This is a genomic window from Saccharicrinis sp. GN24d3, from assembly GCF_052400645.1.
GTDB lineage: Bacteria > Bacteroidota > Bacteroidia > Bacteroidales > Marinilabiliaceae > Saccharicrinis.
The window spans coordinates 325,442-346,534 of sequence record NZ_JBQTGI010000003.1; the positions used below are offsets into that span (position 1 = coordinate 325,442).

Sequence of the window (21,093 nt, forward strand, 5' to 3'; positions counted from 1 at the left end):
GGTATAAATCACTTAAAGGCTATCGTTTATTTTGTATGTTTGTTTAAACCTCAATTTAAAATGAACAATAAAATAAATCTGGAAATAATAATTAATGAGCTTGCCCTTGATAATGAAGCTTCGCTGTAAGAGTTATTTAATTATTATTACCCCAGATTATAAAGAATATTTTACTGGTACTCCCTTCTATTTCGTATATGAAAGAATCTCCGTCTATGGGTGAAAATGCTCCATACAAATAGGTATTCTTGAATGCATGTTGATACGTTACATTAGGCTTAACTCCCTTTGTTGTTAGGCACCTTCCTATATGAGTCGTTAAGCCAAATCTACTTTCATCTTGAAAGTATAAATTCAATGACTTGTACATACTTTTATTTAGACCTATTCTAATTGTCTCACTTCATTAATGAGTTTTTAAAAAGGCTTCAATAGCCTGTTCGTCTTTTTTATAATGAGATTTTCGTGGGGATTTAATTTTTTGTTTTAAAGTGCCTTATTAAGTAATCTCTTAAAGTGTGGTAATTTATGTCTAAACTATGTTTTTCCTTAATCCACAGAACAGCGTCCCAGTAGCCTAATAGAGGTTCTTTTGAGTCGTTTAATTTTTCTTCATACTCTGATGAATATCAGAAGGAATAACACTTTTGCGCCTACCTCCACTTTTTAACTTTAGTAATGCATTAAGCCCTTCGTCCTTATATTGCTTAAGCTATCGTTTAATTGTCGCATGGTCTACCCAAAGATGCATAGCTACCTCTAATTGACCCTTAAACTTTGATTCTTTTATTAGAATTAAGCTCATAAGTCTTGCACGTATACGGTGATTTTTCTCTTTGAAATGTATTTTTTTAAGTATTCTATACTTTCTAAAACCTTTAGTCCAGATTGTCTTGCCATGCATCAAAGACATTAATATTTAAGCGCATTATAAACTTTACCTGGTATTACTTTATTTATTGAGATAACAGTAATATTACCAACTTTAGGTTTCCATAAACCTTCTGTGCATCATTTATTGCATTTATTAGGATCATGATACTATTGACTGAATTAGCTATAGCTTATTTTTGTTATGTAATTATTACTATTCGCCCTGTGGAACATTTGTTTGGGGAATCAACACCCATTTTGGTAATGGGTTGAAATTAAGTATCTTGTAAGTAAGACTTTTATCTCTTATATCTAATCTAAAAAATTAACAATAAAATTCTGCTCATTTAAATGCCATCAATAATGAAATTAAGCCGAGGATTAACCTTAATAGGGTTCTGGTTATGTTGCAACCTTGTATGTAACGCTTCACTAAATGAGAAACCGAACCATAAACCAAATACTTATCTGAGCACCAACGCCCAATCTAAACCAGGCTTTAACGGGGATACTATTTCGTATATATTCCAGGTAAAAAATATCTCAGATAAAACACAAACCATTCATTTAAATATACGCAAACCCAGGGAATTGGCTTGCGAAACTATTCTTTCAGAAGAGAAGTTTATCCTAAAGCCGGGAACTGAACAGACCGCCGGTATATCCGTGATCATGAATGACCTTATTCCGGTGGGCGGATACGAAAACGCCATGTTGATCGCAAAAAACGAAAAAGGAGAAGAACTGGCTTGTTTAAAGTTCAGTACGACTCATGCTAAAGCTCATCCATTTTTACTGACAACCAATAAATTGTTTAAAGAAGTAGCTAATAAAGTTAAAAAATACGATTGGGCTAAAGATAACTTCAATAACATGCTAAAGGAGCTGGATAGTTTTGAATTCCCGGCCCAAACGGTGATTACAAAACCTCGGCCAACCCAAGTTTGGAGTAGCCTTAATTATGTGGCAAGTGATGGTGAAAAAGCTTTTAAACTGGCCATTGCATATCGATTGACCGGAGAGAAACGATATTACAATAAGCTCATAGCTTTTATTCAAGAACTTACCGATCCGAAAAATGGTTATCTTTCGGTTGGCGCGGCCACAACAGGTGTTATGGTTCATGAAGGCAATTTCTTTCTGCATCTGGCAGCAGCGTGCGACATTATCTACAGTGAACTTTCGGAAACGGAACATAAAAACATTGTAGATATCTTCCGTCATTACCTGAAACAAAATCGCCATCATATGACTTCCATTGGTATTATGAACCATCAGGCCAGTGCCAATGCAGGGGCTATTTTGGTGGCTATCTACTTGCAGGATTTGGCCGAGGTGGAGCACCTGACCTATGCTGATGGTGGTATGGCCGATCAAATAGGCAAAGGAGTAATGGCTGATGGTTGGTGGTTCGAAAGTACGGTAAATTACTGTTACCTGGTAGCACAACGTTATTGTTTGGTTGCCCAGGCTTTTGAAAATTACGGCTGGGACTTGTATCACAAACGCTTTCCGGCGAAATATAAAAGCAAGGATTTTGAAAATGCCAAGGAAGGTTTCACGGGCATGAAATTCGATAATTGGGGACCTGCCGGGAAAAGTACGAGAGGTTTAGAAGATATGGTAAGTCCTTACGTCCCGTTTATGGATGAAAATGCAGCCGTGGTTTCAAGCAACGATTCGCAGGCAACATACCCCGACCCATTCTATGAACTGTCTTATCGTGAATATGGTATGGAAGAATTGGCATGGGTGTTGGGTAAAACAAATCGTAGTTCATGGGTTTCTTTAATGTATGGAGTTACCGAATTGCCTGATGTAAAAGATCCACGTACAGAATCAGCTTTCGCGCCGAATGTAGGTATTTCAGCTCTTCGATCGCAAAAAGAAGGGCAAAATGGAGAGGAGCAGATTCAGGCTTATTTTAAATATGGTACGCATGGAGGCTGGCACGGACAGTTCGATAGAACAGGAATGCTGGCCTTAGATCGTTATGGATACAAATACTTTGGTACCGAAATGGCCTGGTTTGGATATGGTAAACCAGGATATAAAGAATGTGTGCAAACATCCTTAACTCATAATATGGTGGTGGTCGATGAATTGCAGCAGGAAGCCCTTCCGTCAGAGCAACTCCTGTTTTATGCCGGAGATAAGATGCAAGTGAGCGTTACGCAAACTATCGCCCGTTGGCGAAAGATTCCGACATTTAACATTGAGAAGTTTCCGCCATGGGATGATAAAGAATTTGACCCGGAATTTAAGCCAGTCCTTCAACGTCGGTTAGCTGTTGTTACCGACGATTATGTGGTTTTGGCCGATTATATGAAAGCACCCCAAAAACACACTTACGATTGGATGCTCCATCCAGTTGGGTTTAAAAATATAGAAGGGGCTAAAAAGCATGGTGAAGTGTTGGATACGGTAAACACAGACTATGAATCCCCATACAAATATTTTACGCAAGGACAGTGGTATTTGACCAACAAGGGCAGCAAGGTTGAATTTGATGATGGAGGAGCAAAGCTGGATGTTCATCACATATGGCCGCGAAAAGCGGAGTTGCTAATCGCTAAATATCCTAACGGAGGCAAACAAAAGTGGGTGAAAAACAACCCTAATCGCAAAGCCATAGCTATTAGGGTAAATCAAAAAGAAGCCGTTTACCTAACTGTTCTGGAGCCATATAAAGGAGAATCAGCTATCGAAAAAATAGAATCAAAATCTTCAGAAGAACTTACTGTTTATTTAAAAGACGGTAGGAAGCAAACCTTGATCATATCAAACCTGAAAGGAAACGGAAGTGATATTAAAGTTAAGCTGGGTGAAGCTTTTGGTAGTTCTGTTATCATAGAGAAAACAAATTAGGCATGAGTGTCTGATGGTATATTTATATATTAAAACGAATTTGGGGTTGTTCCAAAAGTTGAAATTTTTCAATGCCAATTAGAAAATCGTAAGTAAAGTGCAAATGGCTCTTCCGTCTGCTCCTGAACGCAAGAGCCTGTAACAAACTCGTATTCAGGAGGAAGTTCCACGCTAAAGGTTTGGAGATGGGGATTAACCAGGAGTGCAACAAATCCATTTGTTTTTTACCACAAAGGCACAAAGGCACAAAGGCACAAAGGTCACTAATTTACTTTAAACTATATGCCAGAACCTAACTATATAATAAAAAATATTCGTGAACCTACTGTGCTCGGTGCCTTGGAGGTTCTCTATTTGAGAAGCTTCATATATCGTTTATATTGAAAGGTACTAAGATGTGCAACAAGTTTAATATTCTTTGGGATGTGTATTATATTTATGGTCCATATATTACATTACTTTAGTCTTTAGCAATAAAGTTATAAATAAAAGCCATGATAATTTTATTAAAAGATCAATGTCAAGTGCTATACTGCATTCCAATAAACTTTTCCTACTTTGAATTGCCCTGTTTTTTGTCCATTCAGCGTTCTCTTGGTTAAAGTTAATTCTCTGGCAGAATTTTTTACCATGCGTGGATGAGGACAATGTGGATGGGGTATTAATTACAGGAATAGTCGCGAATTTATATCTCGTTATTCAGAAAAAAAACTACGCTTGATTATGCTTGTAGGTGTAGAAAAAGAATTTTTTCAGAATCTGGATTTTATTGGAGAGTATAGCTAAATTGAAAGTGAAAATATGGATTGGAAAACACCATGGCTCTGATGTGTTAAGTGAGAATTGTTCACAGAAGGAGAAGCCATTAAGCAATTTGCGAACCAAGAAGTCATTCGTTATGGTTCTGGAGGATGGAAGGTGCCGAAGGCGCGGTTTCTCTTTTGTTAAGAGGGACAAAAAAAGAAATAGATAGAGCATTGGCTGTAGTTGAAAATGTTCATGGAGCGCTGAGCTTTATCAAAATTTTGTAGGTGATTTTTTTAATAGAAATGGCTAAAATTAATGTATTGAATCATATGTCCATGCCTGCGGGTATAAAATCCATGCCTAAGTACCGCATAGCTTATAACTTTGATTTTTATTATTGTAATGTATATACACGCGAAGAGTAAGGCTTTGATTATTATTAAACAAAATACTATGAATCTATCTGGAATAAAATTTTACAAGTTGTTTTTACCTACTTTATGTCTAGTACTATTGACATCCGCTGGCGTAAAAAAAGATAAACAGAAAATCTATCATAAAGGGTGGATTGACTTTAATAAAAATGGGGTAAAAGATATTTTTGAAGATCCTACGCAAAATATCGACGACAGGGTAACGGATCTTTTATCGCAGATGACCATGGAGGAGAAAACCTGCCAGATGGCTACGCTTTATGGTTTTTCAAGAGTGTTGGAAGATGAATTGCCCAACGAAAAATGGAAAAGCCGCGTGTGGAAAGATGGTATTGCTAATATTGATGAACATTTGAATACCATTCAAAATCGGGCTTATACCCATACCGAGCATGCTTATCCTTTTAGCAATCATGCAGAGGCTATAAATATTATACAAAAATGGTTTATTGAAGAAACCAGAATGGGTATTCCAGTTGATTTTACCAACGAAGGCGTGCATGGTTTGTGTCATAAAAAAGCCACTCCTCTTCCTGCTCCAATTGGTATAGGTTCAACGTGGAATAAAGATTTGGTTTATAAAGCAGGACAGATGGTTGGCCGTGAAGCTAAGGTTTTAGGGTATACCAATATTTATGCACCCATACTGGATGTTGCTCGCGATCCTCGATGGGGGAGAGTAATAGAATGCTATGGAGAAGATCCTTTTCATATTGCAGAGTTGGGGGTTCAGATGACACAAGGGGTTCAATCAGCTGGTGTAGCTGCTACGATAAAGCATTTTGCTGTTTATAGTGTACCTAAAGGAGCTCGTGATGGAGAGGCTAGAACTGATCCACATGTGGCACCACGCGAAATGCACCAACTATATCTTTATCCTTTTAAAAAGGTGATACAAGAGGCTAAGCCAATGGGTGTAATGAGTAGTTATAACGATTATGATGGAGAACCTGTAACGGGAAGTTATTATTTTTTAACTGAGTTATTACGTCAACAAATGGGCTTTGATGGTTATGTGGTCTCGGATAGCGAGGCGGTAGAGTATCTTTCTGATAAGCACAATGTAGCCGAAGATTATAAAGAAGCAGTTCGACAAGTGGTGGAAGCGGGCTTAAATGTGCGAACAACTTTTAGAACTCCCGAAACCTTTATTGAACCTTTAAGAGAGATTATTAAAGAGGGAAAAGTTTCGATGCAGACGATTGATGCGCGTGTTGCTGACGTGCTAAAAGTGAAAATGCGACTGGGATTATTCGACAGTCCTATTATTAAAGATACAGAACTTGCCAATAAAGTGGTTCATACCGATGAAAACGAAGAAATCTCAAGGCAGATTACACGTGAGTCGATGGTCTTGTTGAAGAATGAGAATAATCTGCTCCCATTGGATATTAATCAATTGCAAAATGTATTAGTAACGGGGCCGTTGGCGGATGAAACAAGCTATACCTTTAGTCGATATGGTCCTGCAGCAAATGCTTCAGTCTCGGTATATCAGGGTATTAAAAAATACGGAGCAGAAAAGCTTAATGTCAACTACGTAAAGGGCTGTGAGGTGATAGATGCCAGCTGGCCCGAAAGTGAATTGATGGATGTTGCGCTAACAAGCGAGGAGCAAGCTGGTATTGACGAAGCTGTTGAACAGGCTAAAAAATCAGATATTATCATTGCAGTTGTTGGAGAAGATGAAAAAAGAGTAGGTGAAAGCAAGTCTCGTACTAGTTTGCAACTGCCAGGCAGACAATTGCAACTGGTGAAAGCACTTTATGCCACCGGAAAACCTGTAGTATTGGTGTTAATTAACGGGCAGCCGCTTACCATTAATTGGGAGAATAAATACATTCCTGCCATATTAGAAGCTTGGTTTCCTGGTACTTCTTCAGGAGATATTATTGCAGAAACCTTGTTTGGAGATAATAATCCGGGAGGTAAATTGTCCGTTACATTTCCAAAATCAACAGGACAAATACCTTTAAATTTCCCATTTAAAAGAGGCTCTCATGGTGGTCAGATTGAAAATGTTGGAAACGGTTATGGAACAACACGTGTTACGGAACCTTTATATCCTTTTGGATACGGATTAAGTTATACAACCTTTGAGTATGCCGATTTAAAGATTGATCCAACAAGCTCACTTTTCCAGTCCGATATTCATGTTTCCTTCAAAGTAACGAATACAGGAGAACGTGAAGGGGATGAAGTTGTACAATTGTATCTTGAAGATGTGGTTAGTAGTGTAACAACATACGAAACTCAACTCAGAGGATTTGAACGTGTACATTTATTGCCAGGCGAAACAAAGACTGTTGAAATTACATTACACCCTGAGGATTTGCAATTGTTGGATAAGAATATGAACTGGACCGTTGAATCAGGTATGTTTAACATAAAGGTAGGTAGTTCATCTACTGATATAAAACTAAACGGAAGTTTTGAAATATTGAGCTATTAGCTTGTGTTAGGTTTTTAGGGCAACTATTGATAAAGCCATAAAAAGAAACGGGATAGGCTCCCAAATATAAGTTAGGGACAGGTTATCAAAGATAATTTTTGTCGACTTCAACTATGCGAAGTTTCAAGTTAGGCTCCGACCTCAGTACAAAGCTTGGGACCCACTGCAAGGGTGTAGGAAAGATAAATTTAGAACCAAAGTTGTAAATCTTTGAATTTTTCCCGGAGCGTTGCATTATTGGGTAAGTAAGTGGTGCAGTCGGCGGGCTTTTTTGTTTACCTGTCTGCTGCCAACAGGCAGGCTTTTTTTGCCTGCAGAAAAAAAGTAAAAGCACCTCCGGCTATACAATGTCATTAAGTTAAGATTTAAGAATGATTTTGGAGCTGTAAATAAGAGCAGGGTTGACCAGAGCAATAGACCGAGCCCGAGTTAGCGAGAGGTCTTCGAGGATGCACTTGAGAGCCTGTTCCGAACTTGATTCGGAATGGATGTGTGACGGCAGGAATTGAAGGCCGGTGCGGGAGGAAGGATTCTATTGGTCTAGACTTTTTAGCTTACTTTTTTTGGCAATGAAAAAAAGTAAGTAGGTTTGGGACGACGTCACGATATTAAGAAATTAACTTTGTGAATTTCCTAATTATAATGACAGTGCTCTGGCTAGAGGAGAGCATAGATGTTTCAACTGAGTGAAAATGTTTCATGTTGAAGATTGTTAACTTGTACGACATAGGCTTTGTGCGAAAAACATGCTCCGCAGACTTGCAGAGGTATTTTTGTATGGAGATAAACATAGATAGCTATATGTTGAAAAATTAATTTCATTATGCTGGGCCTGCTATGATTTAGCCCATGGCATAACTTCGTGTTACCTTGGGTTTTATTTTTTAACTCAAACAATATTTATTTTATGCACGACATTGGCTTCGTCATTTCAAATTTATAAATTAAAATCAATGAATATCAAATCGATTATTTTCATAGCATTACTCATATTGTTTTTTACAAATGCTAATTGCTATGCAAAAAATGAAAATCATCCTCGCATTTATTCAGGGAACACAAGTAATGTTGACTTTTTAAAGGCTGCCAATAATGTAGAGTGGAAGAAACAGTTAATACAGAGGAAAAAAGAAAATTTAGAGAAATACATCGAGAAATGTAAAGACGAACCTGAGTGGTTGGTTTCCCGATTACAGATGAATTGGAAAACAAAACATAGTAAGGTATTTTTACATGGAGGTAAATTTTCTCACTCATCAGGTAAAGCGCCAGTACCAACTGTTCGATTTTCAGGAACACGGGATTGGGCAACTGATTATAGAACGCCTTCTATTGAAGAGGTTGAGCCTTATTTCGACGACGAAAGGGGAATGTACCTGAAGCATAAGAAAACAGATAAAAAAGAGTGGGTTCACCCTTCTAAAGTTGGGTTTGCAATTGAAGGTGTGAACCGGAAAATAATGGCTTTGGTGGAGGATGCTGCCTTTTTATATTGGTTGACAGGAGAAAAAAAATACGCCCAATTTGCCGAACCCGTCTTTTTAAAATATATAGAAGGAATGTATTACAGAGATGCCCCTGTTGATTTGGATAATTCCAATCAACAAAGGATATCCGGCTTGTCTACTTTTGAGGTGATTCATGATAAAATAGTTGTATCTCTTAGTCTTGTATACGATTTTCTGCATCCCTATTTATTAAAGAATAACAGAGACCTTGACCATACTTATGCTGTTTTTCAGAAATGGGGCGATCAAATCATAAAAAATGGCATCCCGGATAATAATTGGAATTTGTTTCAGGCAAATATCTTGACTCATATTGCTTTAGCACTTGACGAAAATAAAAATTATGCCAACGGTAAAGGACAAGAATATTATCTGAAATATACTTTTGATCAATCAACAGAGCGGCAATGGTCTATTAAGGAAGCGGTTAATGGATATGATCAGAAAACAGGTATATGGCCGGAATCTTCTTCGTATTCATTGCATGTAACTTCTTCTTTACTTCATATATTAACTTTGCTTGATAACTCGACCAATAAAAATGAGCTGGCTAATTTTCCTATCCTCGAAAAAGCTGCATTAGCTGCCTTTCAGTATCTTTTTCCCAGTGGATACACAGTGGCTTTCGGGGATGCGCATCATGGAGTCATTCCTCCTGAAAATTTCGAACTATTAATCTCCAACTATAGAAAATATAATAATAAAGATAAAGAGTTAGTCATAACAGGCTTGTTGAAACAATTGATAGAAAAGGGTGAATATATACGAAAGGGCAAAGACCTTTTTGATTTATTCTTCTATACCGATCAATTACTTGAAACCGATGCTGCAAAAACAAAGGAATTAAGTAAGAAATTAATCACACCCACCTTTTATGCACCCAATGTGAGTATGTTTATCCAACGAATGGGAGAAGATGATCAGGCTATGATGGTTTCCACGGTTGGAACTTTTGGTAATCACTCCCATGTAAATGGTATATCTATGGAGTTATATGCCAATAACTATGTTTTGGGGCCCGACATGTCAAAAGGACCAAGCTATTGGCATACCGATCATCGTGAATATTATTCACAATTTCCTGCTCATAATACGGTAGTTGTTGATGGCGTTTCTAGCTATGGAAGAATGCGTGGTTATCATCCTTTTACATTGGATAATCATTTTCCAATTGCAGGAGAAAGTAAGGTTGACTTTGATAAAGTATCTTTTTCGAATGTATCCTTTATGGAACCGCAAACACTATCCGATCAACAGCGATTAACTGCCATGATAAAATCACCTGCAGGCAAAGGATATATCGTAGATGTCTTCAGGTCGCGGAAAAAGGATAATTCCAATCAAAAACATGAATATTTTTATCATAACCTGGGGCAGTCACTTGTGTTATTCGACGGCAATGATCAACCTTTAACATTACATGCAACTGATGAATTAGGGACATCTCATGGTGATATGATAGCTTACGATTATTTAACCGATAAAAAGGAAGTGGTTACTCCTGAAAATATCAATGCGCTGTTTACGTTAAAAAGTAAAGGTCAGGCGGATAACTTAATGAAGATGTGGATAAAGGGCGCTAAAGAACAGACTGTTTTTACCGCTCTTTCCCCAAAATCGAATGCATTAACAAAAGGCACAGCTCCTGTAGAAATGTTAGGGCAGAAAATTCCAACGCTTATATTAAGGAGAGAAACAGAAGCGTGGAGAAATCCTTTTGCGGTTGTATTCAACCCGCATATGCATGGAGAATTTAATTCCGTTTTAGCCGTTAATTATCTAGAACTAAAGGAAAGCCCGGATGCGGAAAAAATAAGGATTACGCATAAGGATGGGAAAACGAAGGATATGATTGTGGCCAATGCTTCGCAAAATGATATTGCATTGGATGAGGGATTTTATCAGAAAGGACTACTTTCGGTCATTCGACAATTGGACTCAGAAAAAATGCCCACGTTTTTATTCTTATCCGGGATGTATAAGTTTGATTATAAGGACTGGGGTATACTATCCTATGCCGAAGCTGTTTGCATAAGTATTGAACGAACTGAAGAAGGTTATGTGATACAGAACGATAACCCTGTGGCGGTTAAAATACCTTCTTACGAAGGACATAAGCCAAGTCAATTGCTATTGTATGAAAACGGAAAAATCATGGCACAAAAAGATATATTTGTAAATCGTAACAATCCTAACCAAGTAGACTTTCGTTTGGAAAAAGCGTATCAAAAGGTTGTTGTTGTATTGGATAAATAATGTGAACTAAACTTTTTAATGGGATTAATTAAGTTCTGTATAATCCCGAAACATTTTAATATATGCTATACATAAGCTCGGCTCTGAAAAGAACCGGGCTTTTTTATTTTCATCAAGTCTTGAATTCCATCAACTTTAATAAAACATGCCAATCAAGAGTTAAAACATGAGTTCAACCCTTTGGGAATATAGCTGTTCGGTTAAGGTTTTAATCTGTAAATCATTGTGCATTACGTGAACCAGCTCTCCTTAACAAGAAGGAGAGCTGATTTACAGCTTGCAATATATAGAGTTTCCTCAATGAAAAAATAAGTGGCTCTGCCCTTGATTCGCATAAAATGCAAAAAGTTGTAATAAACTCAATTGAACATAGTATGCTTGAATAGAATGTCCATATGCGTGAATTAAATATCTAGATTAATTTAAAAAACGTTCATATGTGTTGCATAAACTCAATTATGGTTTGGATTCATTATTAAATAAAATTTAACAAATGTAGAATAAAGGGTTGTAAGGTGCACATAATCAAGGGGTGATAATTTGTCCATGCCAATGATCTAATAATACAGGCGAGAATAAAGGCGAAAGCATACATTTGAGATGTTAATTAAAATTAAAAGTATATGAAAAAAATTAAATCTAGATTCTTGTTACTGGCTATTGCTTGCTTGATGACTTCATTTGGTTGGGCTCAACAAAGAACAATAACCGGTACTGTTACAGATGAAGGCAATGAAACATTGCCAGGTGTAAGTATATTGGTTAAAGGAACAACAATAGGTACTATTACTGATATTGATGGTAGATATTCGCTGAAGATAGCGGATTCATCGACCGCAACACTTGTTTTTTCTTTTGTAGGATTTACAAATCAGGAAATAACGGTTGGCAACCAAACGGCTATAAATGTGCAATTGATTGCTGATGCTATTGGCCTTGATGAAGTAGTTGCCATTGGATATGGTTCTATGAAAAAAAGTGATTTAACAGGAGCAGTTGGTTCAGTGGATTCGAAAGACATCACTCGTGTAACTCCGGTTAAGGCTGCAAAGGCCATTCAAGGTCAAGTGGCTGGGGTGTCGGTTAAAAAAACAAGTAGTAGACCAGGTGCTGGATATGACCTAAACATTAGAGGGCTAAACTCAATTGATTATAGCAATGCGCCATTGGTTGTTATTGACGGAGTGATGGGAGGTGATATTAATGTATTAAACCCTACCGATATTGAATCGATGGATATACTAAAAGATGCATCTGCAACTGCAATTTATGGTTCTCGTGGTGCTAATGGAGTAGTCATTGTTACTACCAAAAGAGGATCTAAAGGTGCTCCGCAAGTTACTTATAATGGTTACGTTGGTGTTAAGACTCCTGCACACCTGCCAGATATGATGAATGCTCAGGAATATTATCAAATGGCTAAAATTGACAAAGAGCTAAATGGTGGAACGGCCAGGTCTTTTACGTCAACTGAAATTGATATGGTGGATTCAGGAAACAGTACCGACTGGATTGATGAAGTTACTAACCCTAGTTTGCAAACCAATCATTCTATTTCTGTAGCGGGAGGAAATGACAATAGTAACTATCATTTCTCAACCGGATATTTGAATGAAGGGGGTAGTTTATTAGAAACAAAATATGAACGTTACAATATTAAAGGTAGTTTGGATAGTAAGCTGAATGATATTGTTAAAGTAGGTTTTAACGCAAATTACAGTTATGGCAAACTAAATCTTGGATCAAATGAAGCAATCCGTAGTGCTTTTAGAGCCAGGCCGACAGGCGTTATTATGTATGATGACATTCTTAACCCTGACGAAAATCAAGATGACAATTGGAATGGTTATGCATCATGGATGGGAATTAATGACAAGCAAGTATTAAATCCATTGGTTGAGGCGGATCCCGAGAACTTTCAGGATGAAACATTATCAAGTACTTTTTTTGGTAACGCTTACGTTGAGTTAACGCCGTTGAAAGGACTTACTATTAAGTCACAATTGTCGGCAAATGTTTATAAAGAAAGGTTTGGACAATATAGAGGAACGTATACAAAATCTCAGAAAACGACGAGGGCACCAAAAGCTTATTACAATACAGAGAATGTTTCCAATTATACTTTGGATAATATTATTACATACAAGAAATCAACTGGGGTACATGATTTTACGTTTACTGGTGTGCAGAGTGCTTTTCAAACCAGAACCGAAACATTAGAAAGTCAAGTACAAGATCTTCCATACAATTCACTTTGGTATGCGTTTGGAACTGCTGAAACGATTTCGAAATTAGAAACGAACTTAAGCGAAAAATCATTGCTTTCATTTATGGGCCGTTTCATTTATGGGTATAAAGATAAGTATATGGTTACTTTAACCAATAGATGGGATGGTGCATCTCAATTAGGTGCTGAAAATAAATGGGATTTCTTTCCATCGGCGGCTGTTGCGTGGAGAGTCAGTGAGGAAGAATTTATGCAGGGCATTGAAGCTATTTCTTCTATGAAAATGAGAGTGAGTTATGGACTGGTTGGAAACAGTTCGGTCAGTCCTTATAGCACGCAATCACGTTTAACAAATACCGCATACGATTTTGATGGTTCTGCAGCATATGGGTTTGCTCCTTCAAATTTAGCGGATAAAGAATTAAGTTGGGAAAAGAGTAAGGAAATAAACTTAGGTATTGATGTTGGTTTATTTAATAACCGGATTACAACTTCAATTGAATTATACGATAGAAACACAGTTGACTTAATTTATGCCGAACAAATACCAAACTCAACAGGGTTTAGTTCTGTTACAACAAATATAGGAGAAGTAGCCAATAAAGGTATCGAAATATCATTGAATACCGTTAATGTTAAAACCGATAGGTTTTCATGGTCTACAAACCTGAACTTTTCTACTAATAAAAACGAGGTAGTATCTATTGGTAGTGATGGAATTCAACAAGATATAAGTTCTGGACTTTTTGTAGGAGAAGCACTTGATTCTCATTATACATATGAATTTGATGGTATTTGGCAATTGGATGAAGCTGACGAAGCAGCAGTTTACGGTCAGGTCCCTGGTGCTGTTAGAGTAGTAGATCAAAATAACGATGATAAAATTTCAACAGGAACAGGCGAGGATGATAGGAAAATTATAGGTTCGGAGCAAGCTAAATGGATTGGTGGTATGACCAATAAATTTACATTCGATAATTTTGACTTATCCTTTTTAATCTATACTAGTCAGGGAGCAATTTACCGAAACTCAATGTTGTCGGGCACGATGGGTGATGTTAATGGGGGAAGATATAATGTGCTTAATTTGAATTACTGGACTGTAGATAATCCATCTAACGAATATTATGCACCGGGCGTATCTAATCCTTACCGATCAGCAATTCAATATCAAGATGCAAGTTTTATTCGTATCTCAGATATAACCGTTGGATACAATGTGCCTTCGCCAATTTTAAAACGACTAGGATTCAATTCACTTAGAATGTATGCTCAGGTAACCAATCCTTTTGTGTTTCACGATTTTGATGGAATCGATCCTGAATACAATACAGGTCTTTATAATGACGACGTATCGTCAGCAACTTACTTGTTTGGTGTTAATGTATCATTTTAATCTGTAATACTTAAAAATTATAAAAATGAAAAAATATGATATAAGATATTTCGTAATGATTGTACTAATATTTTTAGCAAGTACAAGTTGCGAAGAGTATCTGGAAGAGAATTCAATATCAATTCAAACTACAGAGAGTTATTATGTGGATGAAACAGGTTATAATGATTTGATTGAATCAACTTATTCCTTATTGAGAGATATTCATCAAGAGCGTGAATTGGTGTTTTTTGGAACTGATGTTTTTACCAGTAAAGGATGGAATGAAGCAGGTGGTGGTAATGATGGTGGTGTATTGAATGTATATGATGTTCGTTTTAATTCATCAAACGGTTCCGTATCCACTTTGTGGAATTTATTATACAAAGAAATAGGAAGAACCAATACTGCTATTACACGTCAAAGCGATATTGTTGGTATGGATGAAAATTTGCTGGCCGCACGGGCAGGTGAAGCAAAATTCCTTAGGGCTTTCTGTTATTTTTATTTAGTTCAACAATTTGGCGATATACCTATGCCGCTTGAGGAAACTACGACAGGTTCACGTGAGGTTATTAAATTTACAGCAGCAGAAGTTTATACGCAAATTATTAAGGACTTAACCGAAGCTGAAGCTGTGCTTCCAACGAGTGGAAATACAGATTATGGTAGAGCTACCAAGGGTGCTGCACAATTTTTATTGGCACGAGTGTATTTAACCCGGGGATGGAATTATACCAATACGGTAGGTGAAAGCATCGGAGGAAGTGCTTCGGATTTTGATAAAGCTGTTGAGTATGCCGATAAGGTAATTAGTGCTTATCCTTTGGAGGCGGAATATAAAAACCTATTTCCTTTGCACGCTGAAAATCCACTGTTAGAAACATTTCCTGTGCAAAATGATAGAAATGATGAGATTATATTTGCTGTTCAATATAGTGATGATGTATTGTCATATGGTGGCGGTAATGACTACCACTCTATTTTTGGAGGCAGTGCTGAAGATATTCCTGGTTCCTTAGGTAGAACAAGCGATTATAATCGACATGCTGTTGGAAATTACATTACTACACCAGCTATGTATCGTTTATTTGACCCAGAATTAGATGTTCGTTATAAGCACAACTTTGTAGAAGCAATGTATGCCTTAGCTGATGTTAATGGTTTTGTACCTAATCTTGATGATCCAACTACAACTATAGATATAGCCGTTGGGGATACTGTCCTGTTTTTTCCTGATTGGAACAAACCGGCCAGTGATTTAGAAAAAGGCATGGACGTAGGTGGTACGAAGCATTACGGAGTGCTTAATATTGATGAGATTGGAATAATGGATGGAACACCTTTTCATCAAGAAAACTATAAAACACCATTGATGTGGAAATTCTGGCAACCTGGAATTGAATATGATGATGCAATGGGTACATTAGATTACGTCCTGTTTCGCTCATCGGAAGCTTATTTAATTGCAGCAGAAGCCATATTGAAAGGAGCATCCAATGGGAATTTAGGTGACGCAGAATCATATTATAACACAATAGTAGACAGGGCGCTTGGAGCTAATATTGGTTCAGATCCTCAATGTGCTGCGGAACCAGGTAACTTAAGTTCTTTCGAAATAGTTTCGTACCGTGCGAATGGTAATCTGGATATTGACATGATTTTGGATGAAAGAGCAAGGGAATTAATGGGTGAGTTTTGCCGTTGGTACGATTTGAAACGTACAGGTAAATGGATTGAAAGAGCCAGTGCAATGAATCCATGGACATCGGCAATTGGAGAAATCCAAGAACACCATTATCTGCGTCCTATACCACAAGCCGAGATAGATAGAGCCATACCAACTATTTCTCAAAATGATGGATACTAAAGGTGTTGAGGTTATTAATAATATAGCTTAAACAATTAATGATTAAAAAAAGGCAGGCCATTTGTTGCCTGCCTTTTTTTGATTTTCACATGTACTCAATAAAAATCGCATCATAAGTCGCGATATCAAAATCTATGAAAAAGATAGTAAGCATGAGAATCTATAAATTAGTTCCCGTTTTATGTTTGTTTTTTCTAGGTTCAGCAGGATTAAAGAATAAGTAAATTATCTGTCACAAAGGGTGGATGGATTTCAATAAGAATGAGGTAAAGCAATAGACTATGGGAAATAGATCAGTATATAAGATGTGGAGAGGCATTTTTACGCTAATAATCATTTTTGGAGTTATTGCAGGATTTGATGCTTCGGCCAAACCTAAAAAATATACAATGACTGATTTTGGAGCTATTAATGATGGGGAAACCCTGAATACAGTAGCTATCCAATCCTTAATTGATAAAGTAAACAGAAAAGGAGGAGGAACCATTGTATTTCCAGCCGGAAAGTACTTGTCGGGAAGTTTGCAGATGAAATCGAATGTGAACTTGCATCTGCAAAGTCATGCTGTTCTTTTAGGAAGTACAAACCCATTGGATTATCCACAGATAGAAATGCCGGGAAGACCGAAATTGGCTAATAGAGATGATAACTCTCAGATGGCATTATTGGTCGCTCATAAAGCAAATGATTTTACGATTTCGGGCGAGGGGAAAATCGACGGACAAGGCAGAGCCTTGGCTTTAACGATTGATAGTTTGCATCATGCCGGGGTTATTATTGATCCTAAGTACAGTACACGCAGAAACCGACCGCACGAAACGGCTCGACCTAAATTATTCCGTTTCTCGCAATGTAAAAATGTCTTCATTACTGATTTAAACTTATACAATGGGGCTTGTTGGGGACTTTCATTTGAACTTTGTGAAAACTTAAATCTCGATCATCTTAAAGTAGTAAATAGAGCCTATTGGAACAACGATGGGATGGATATTACGGATTGTACGAATGTAAAAATAAGTAATTGCGATGTAAATTCTGCTGACGATGGTATTTGTCTTAAATCATATTATCCAGGTTTTTGTAATGATACGATTTTAATTGAAAATTGTGTGATTCGCTCCAGCGCAAGTGCCATTAAATTTGGAACAGCATCCTTTGGTGGTTTTAAAAATGTAAACATCAAAAACATTCAGGTTTACGATACTTTTCGTTCGGCAATTGCCATCGAATCGGTTGATGGAGGTATCATTGAGAATATAGAAGTCTCTAATATTGTAGCAGAAAATACAGGAAATGCGATTTTCATCCGCTTAGGTCATCGTGGAGGTGAGAAGCCAGGGGTTGTTAAAAATGTACACATTCACGACATTAAGGTACAAGTACCTTTTGGCAGGCCTGATGTAGATTACGATATGCGCGGACCGGCTGTTAGCTTTTTTCACAATCCATTACCATCATCTATTACTGGAATACCAGGACATAATGTGGAAGATATTGTGATTGAAAATGTGGAAATTACATGTCCCGGAAGAGCCTCGAAAGGCATGGCTTATGTTCCTCTTAGTCGTTTAAATATGATTCCTGAGGGAATAAAAAGTTATCCTGAATTTACCATGTTTGGAGAATTACCAGCCTGGGGATTATATGTGCGTCATGCAAAGGGAATTACACTTAGGAATGTAAAAATGGTTTTGGAAAAGGAAGATTATCGTCCTGCTTTTGTTTTCGATCAAGTTGAAGGTATTAGGATGGATCAAGTAGAACTTCCTGATAGCCAACACAAGCAGCTTATCCTAAAAGATACAAAATCAGTAAAGCTAAGTTCACAACTAGAGTGTACGAAGCGGGAATTGTAAGAATAGTACCAGTTAAAGGGTTATTGAATTTGAAATTTCGATTATCATGAGATTATATAAGTTGTTTTTTTTCGTTTCCTGTTTTTTCTTCTTAACATCAGCAGGAAAGAAAGCCAATAAGCAAAACATCTATCACAAAGGGTGGATTGATTTTAATAAAAATGGGGTAAAGGATATATTTGAAGATCCTATGCAAACCATTGATGCTCGTGTAGCAGATCTTTTATCGCAGATGACGATGGAAGAGAAGACTTGTCAAATGGTAACCCTATATGGTTATTCCCGAATTTTGAAAGATGAATTGCCTACTCCTGAATGGAAAAATAGTGCCTGGAAAGATGGCATTGCCAATATCGACGAGCATCTTAATAGCATTGCTTTCAGACCCAAAACAGAAACGCAATATTCGTTTCCTTATAGTAAACATGCCGAGGCTATCAATACCATTCAAAAATGGTTTATTGAGGAAACCCGCATGGGAATACCTGCGGATTTTACCAATGAAGGTACACATGGATTGTGCCATGATAGAGCAACCCCGCTGCCAGCTCCCATCGGTATAGGATGTACCTGGAATAAGGAATTGGTTCATCAAGCCGGAGATATAATTGGTCGTGAAGCCAAAGCATTGGGATATACCAATGTTTATGCTCCTATACTTGATGTTGCCAGAGATCAGCGTTGGGGAAGAATATTAGAATGCTTTAGTGAAGATCCATTTCTTATTGCAGAGTTGGGCACGCAAATGACATTAGGAATACAGTCTCAGGGCGTGTCATCTACCTTAAAACATTATGCAGTTTACAGCATTCCTAAGGGAGCCCGAGAAGGAAATGCACGTACTGATCCGCATGTGGCGCCCCGCGAAATGCATCAACTTCACTTGTACCCATTCCGTAAAGTGATTGAAAATGCTTCGCCACTAGGTATTATGAGTAGTTATAACGATTATGATGGTGAACCCATAACTGGTAGTTATTATTTCTTAACAGAGCTATTAAGACAGCAATTTGGATTTAAAGGTTATGTCGTATCTGATAGTGATGCGGTTAAATTTCTTTCTACAAAACATCATGTTGCCGAGGATTATAAAGAAGCAGTAAGGCAGGTGGTGGAAGCGGGATTAAATGTACGCACCAATTTTAAGACGCCTGAATCTTACCTTGAACCTCTTCGAGAATTAATTCAGGAAGGTAAACTTTCTATGAAAACAATCGACGCTCGTGTAGCTGATGTTTTATCGGTGAAATTTAAAGTAGGATTGTTTGATCAACCCTATGTTGAGAACCCAAAGACTTCTGATAAATTAGTTCACACAGAAAAAGACGAAGAATTCGCCAAACAAATAAGTAGGGAGTCATTGGTGCTGTTAAAAAATACTTGTCTGCCAGGGCAGAAAAATAACCTTCTGCCCCTTAACGTAAATAAAGTTAAAAACATACTTGTAACGGGCCCTTTAGCCGATGAAGTTCGTTACACATACAGTCGCTATGGTCCTGCAAATAATCCTGCAGTATCTGTTTACCAGGGGATCAAGAACTATGGTGGAGACAAGGTAAATGTGGATTATGAAAAAGGTTGTGATGTGATTGATGCCGACTGGCCTGGAAGCGAAATTATTCCAACACCACTGACCCCAAAAGAACAATCAGGGATTGATGCAGCAGTGAAAAAAGCTCAAGAGTCGGATGTTATTATTGCGGTACTCGGAGAAGATGAGAAACGTGTGGGAGAATCACGCTCACGCACAGCACTTGGTTTGCCAGGTAGACAATTTCAACTGATTCAAGCCTTATATGCTACCGGGAAACCTGTTGTATTGGTGCTTGTTAATGGTCACCCCCTAACTATCAATTGGGAAAATAAATTTATCCCAGCCATTATAGAAGCATGGTTCCCAGGACCGTCTGCGGGAGATGTAATTGCAGAAACACTCTTTGGCGCCTATAATCCTGGCGGGAAGTTATCGGTAACATTCCCAAAAGCTGAAGGTCAGATACCCCTTAATTTTCCATGTAAACCGGGATCACAGGCTAGTCAGCCGGGCGAAGGGCCTAATGGCTATGGCAATACGCGCGTGCTGGGACCGCTATATCCTTTTGGCTATGGCTTAAGTTATACCACTTTTGAATATAGCGATTTGCAGATTAGCCCTAAGCTTGCCCAGGTACAAGGGGATATTCAGGTGTCTTTTAAAATAAAAAATACAGGTAAGCGAGAAGGGGATGAGGTAGTACAACTTTACCTGAAAGACGAAGTGAGTAGTGTAACCACTTACGAATCTCAACTACGAGGATTTGAGCGGGTACATCTACTACCCGGAGAAAGTAAAACAATAAATTTCACCTTACATCCCGACGATTTAGCATTGCTCGATAAAGATATGAATTGGAAGGTTGAGCCGGGTACTTTCAAAGTTATGATTGGTAGTTCCTCAGTTGATATACAATTGAATGAAAGTTTTGAGGTAAGTGGTGCCAAATAATAAGAGTTTTTTATGAAGAATACAGCTTCAAGTGTTTGAAAATTAAGCAATAACTATTTGTCCATGATTGGGGTCTTATTATCCATAGCTAAATTTTAATAAAAACATATATTTGAGTAATAAGCAAGGATAAAATAAATAA

Annotated in this window: 7 protein-coding genes; all 7 read left to right on the forward strand. The window is 37.5% G+C overall.

What is annotated here, in order from left to right; genetic code table 11:
* Positions 1-1,236: 1,236 nt before the first annotated feature.
* The 7 genes from ACT29I_RS05725 (at position 1,237) to ACT29I_RS05755 (ending at position 20,951) form a co-directional block, all read left to right on the forward strand.
* The gene (locus ACT29I_RS05725; protein ID WP_444792899.1) at positions 1,237-3,741 is read left to right on the forward strand and encodes a hypothetical protein; all 2,505 of its coding nucleotides are present in this window, start codon (positions 1,237-1,239) and stop codon (positions 3,739-3,741) included.
* Positions 3,742-4,941: 1,200 nt separating this feature from the next.
* Positions 4,942-7,374 carry a glycoside hydrolase family 3 N-terminal domain-containing protein gene (locus ACT29I_RS05730; RefSeq protein WP_430931257.1) on the forward strand — a complete coding sequence of 811 codons (2,433 nt, stop codon included), beginning with the start codon at positions 4,942-4,944 and terminating at the stop codon, positions 7,372-7,374.
* Positions 7,375-8,327: 953 nt separating this feature from the next.
* Positions 8,328-11,138 carry a heparinase II/III domain-containing protein gene (locus ACT29I_RS05735; protein WP_430931258.1) on the forward strand — a complete coding sequence of 937 codons (2,811 nt, stop codon included), beginning with the start codon at positions 8,328-8,330 and terminating at the stop codon, positions 11,136-11,138.
* 623 nt (positions 11,139-11,761) lie between these two features.
* Positions 11,762-14,761 carry a SusC/RagA family TonB-linked outer membrane protein gene (locus ACT29I_RS05740; protein WP_430931259.1) on the forward strand — a complete coding sequence of 1,000 codons (3,000 nt, stop codon included), beginning with the start codon at positions 11,762-11,764 and terminating at the stop codon, positions 14,759-14,761.
* 25 nt (positions 14,762-14,786) lie between these two features.
* Positions 14,787-16,610: a RagB/SusD family nutrient uptake outer membrane protein gene (locus tag ACT29I_RS05745; RefSeq protein WP_430931260.1), complete on the forward strand. Its 1,824-nt coding sequence runs from the start codon at positions 14,787-14,789 to the stop codon at positions 16,608-16,610.
* A 281-nt stretch (positions 16,611-16,891) separates the two neighbouring features.
* Positions 16,892-18,466, forward strand: a complete 1,575-nt coding sequence (locus ACT29I_RS05750; protein WP_444792900.1) for a glycoside hydrolase family 28 protein — start codon at positions 16,892-16,894, stop codon at positions 18,464-18,466.
* Between the two features lie 46 nt (positions 18,467-18,512).
* The gene (locus tag ACT29I_RS05755; RefSeq protein ID WP_444792901.1) at positions 18,513-20,951 is read left to right on the forward strand and encodes a glycoside hydrolase family 3 N-terminal domain-containing protein; all 2,439 of its coding nucleotides are present in this window, start codon (positions 18,513-18,515) and stop codon (positions 20,949-20,951) included.
* The last annotated feature ends 142 nt before the right edge of the window (positions 20,952-21,093 follow it).

What these genes read in the sequence shown, in the direction of transcription:
- ACT29I_RS05745 (WP_430931260.1), top strand. Translation starts at nt 14,787, where the DNA reads ATGAAAAAATATGATATAAGATATTTCGTAATGATTGTACTAATATTT.
- ACT29I_RS05755 (WP_444792901.1), top strand. Translation starts at nt 18,513, where the DNA reads ATGAGATTATATAAGTTGTTTTTTTTCGTTTCCTGTTTTTTCTTCTTA.
- ACT29I_RS05730 (WP_430931257.1), top strand. Translation starts at nt 4,942, where the DNA reads ATGAATCTATCTGGAATAAAATTTTACAAGTTGTTTTTACCTACTTTA.
- ACT29I_RS05735 (WP_430931258.1), top strand. Translation starts at nt 8,328, where the DNA reads ATGAATATCAAATCGATTATTTTCATAGCATTACTCATATTGTTTTTT.
- ACT29I_RS05750 (WP_444792900.1), top strand. Translation starts at nt 16,892, where the DNA reads ATGGGAAATAGATCAGTATATAAGATGTGGAGAGGCATTTTTACGCTA.
- ACT29I_RS05725 (WP_444792899.1), top strand. Translation starts at nt 1,237, where the DNA reads ATGAAATTAAGCCGAGGATTAACCTTAATAGGGTTCTGGTTATGTTGC.
- ACT29I_RS05740 (WP_430931259.1), top strand. Translation starts at nt 11,762, where the DNA reads ATGAAAAAAATTAAATCTAGATTCTTGTTACTGGCTATTGCTTGCTTG.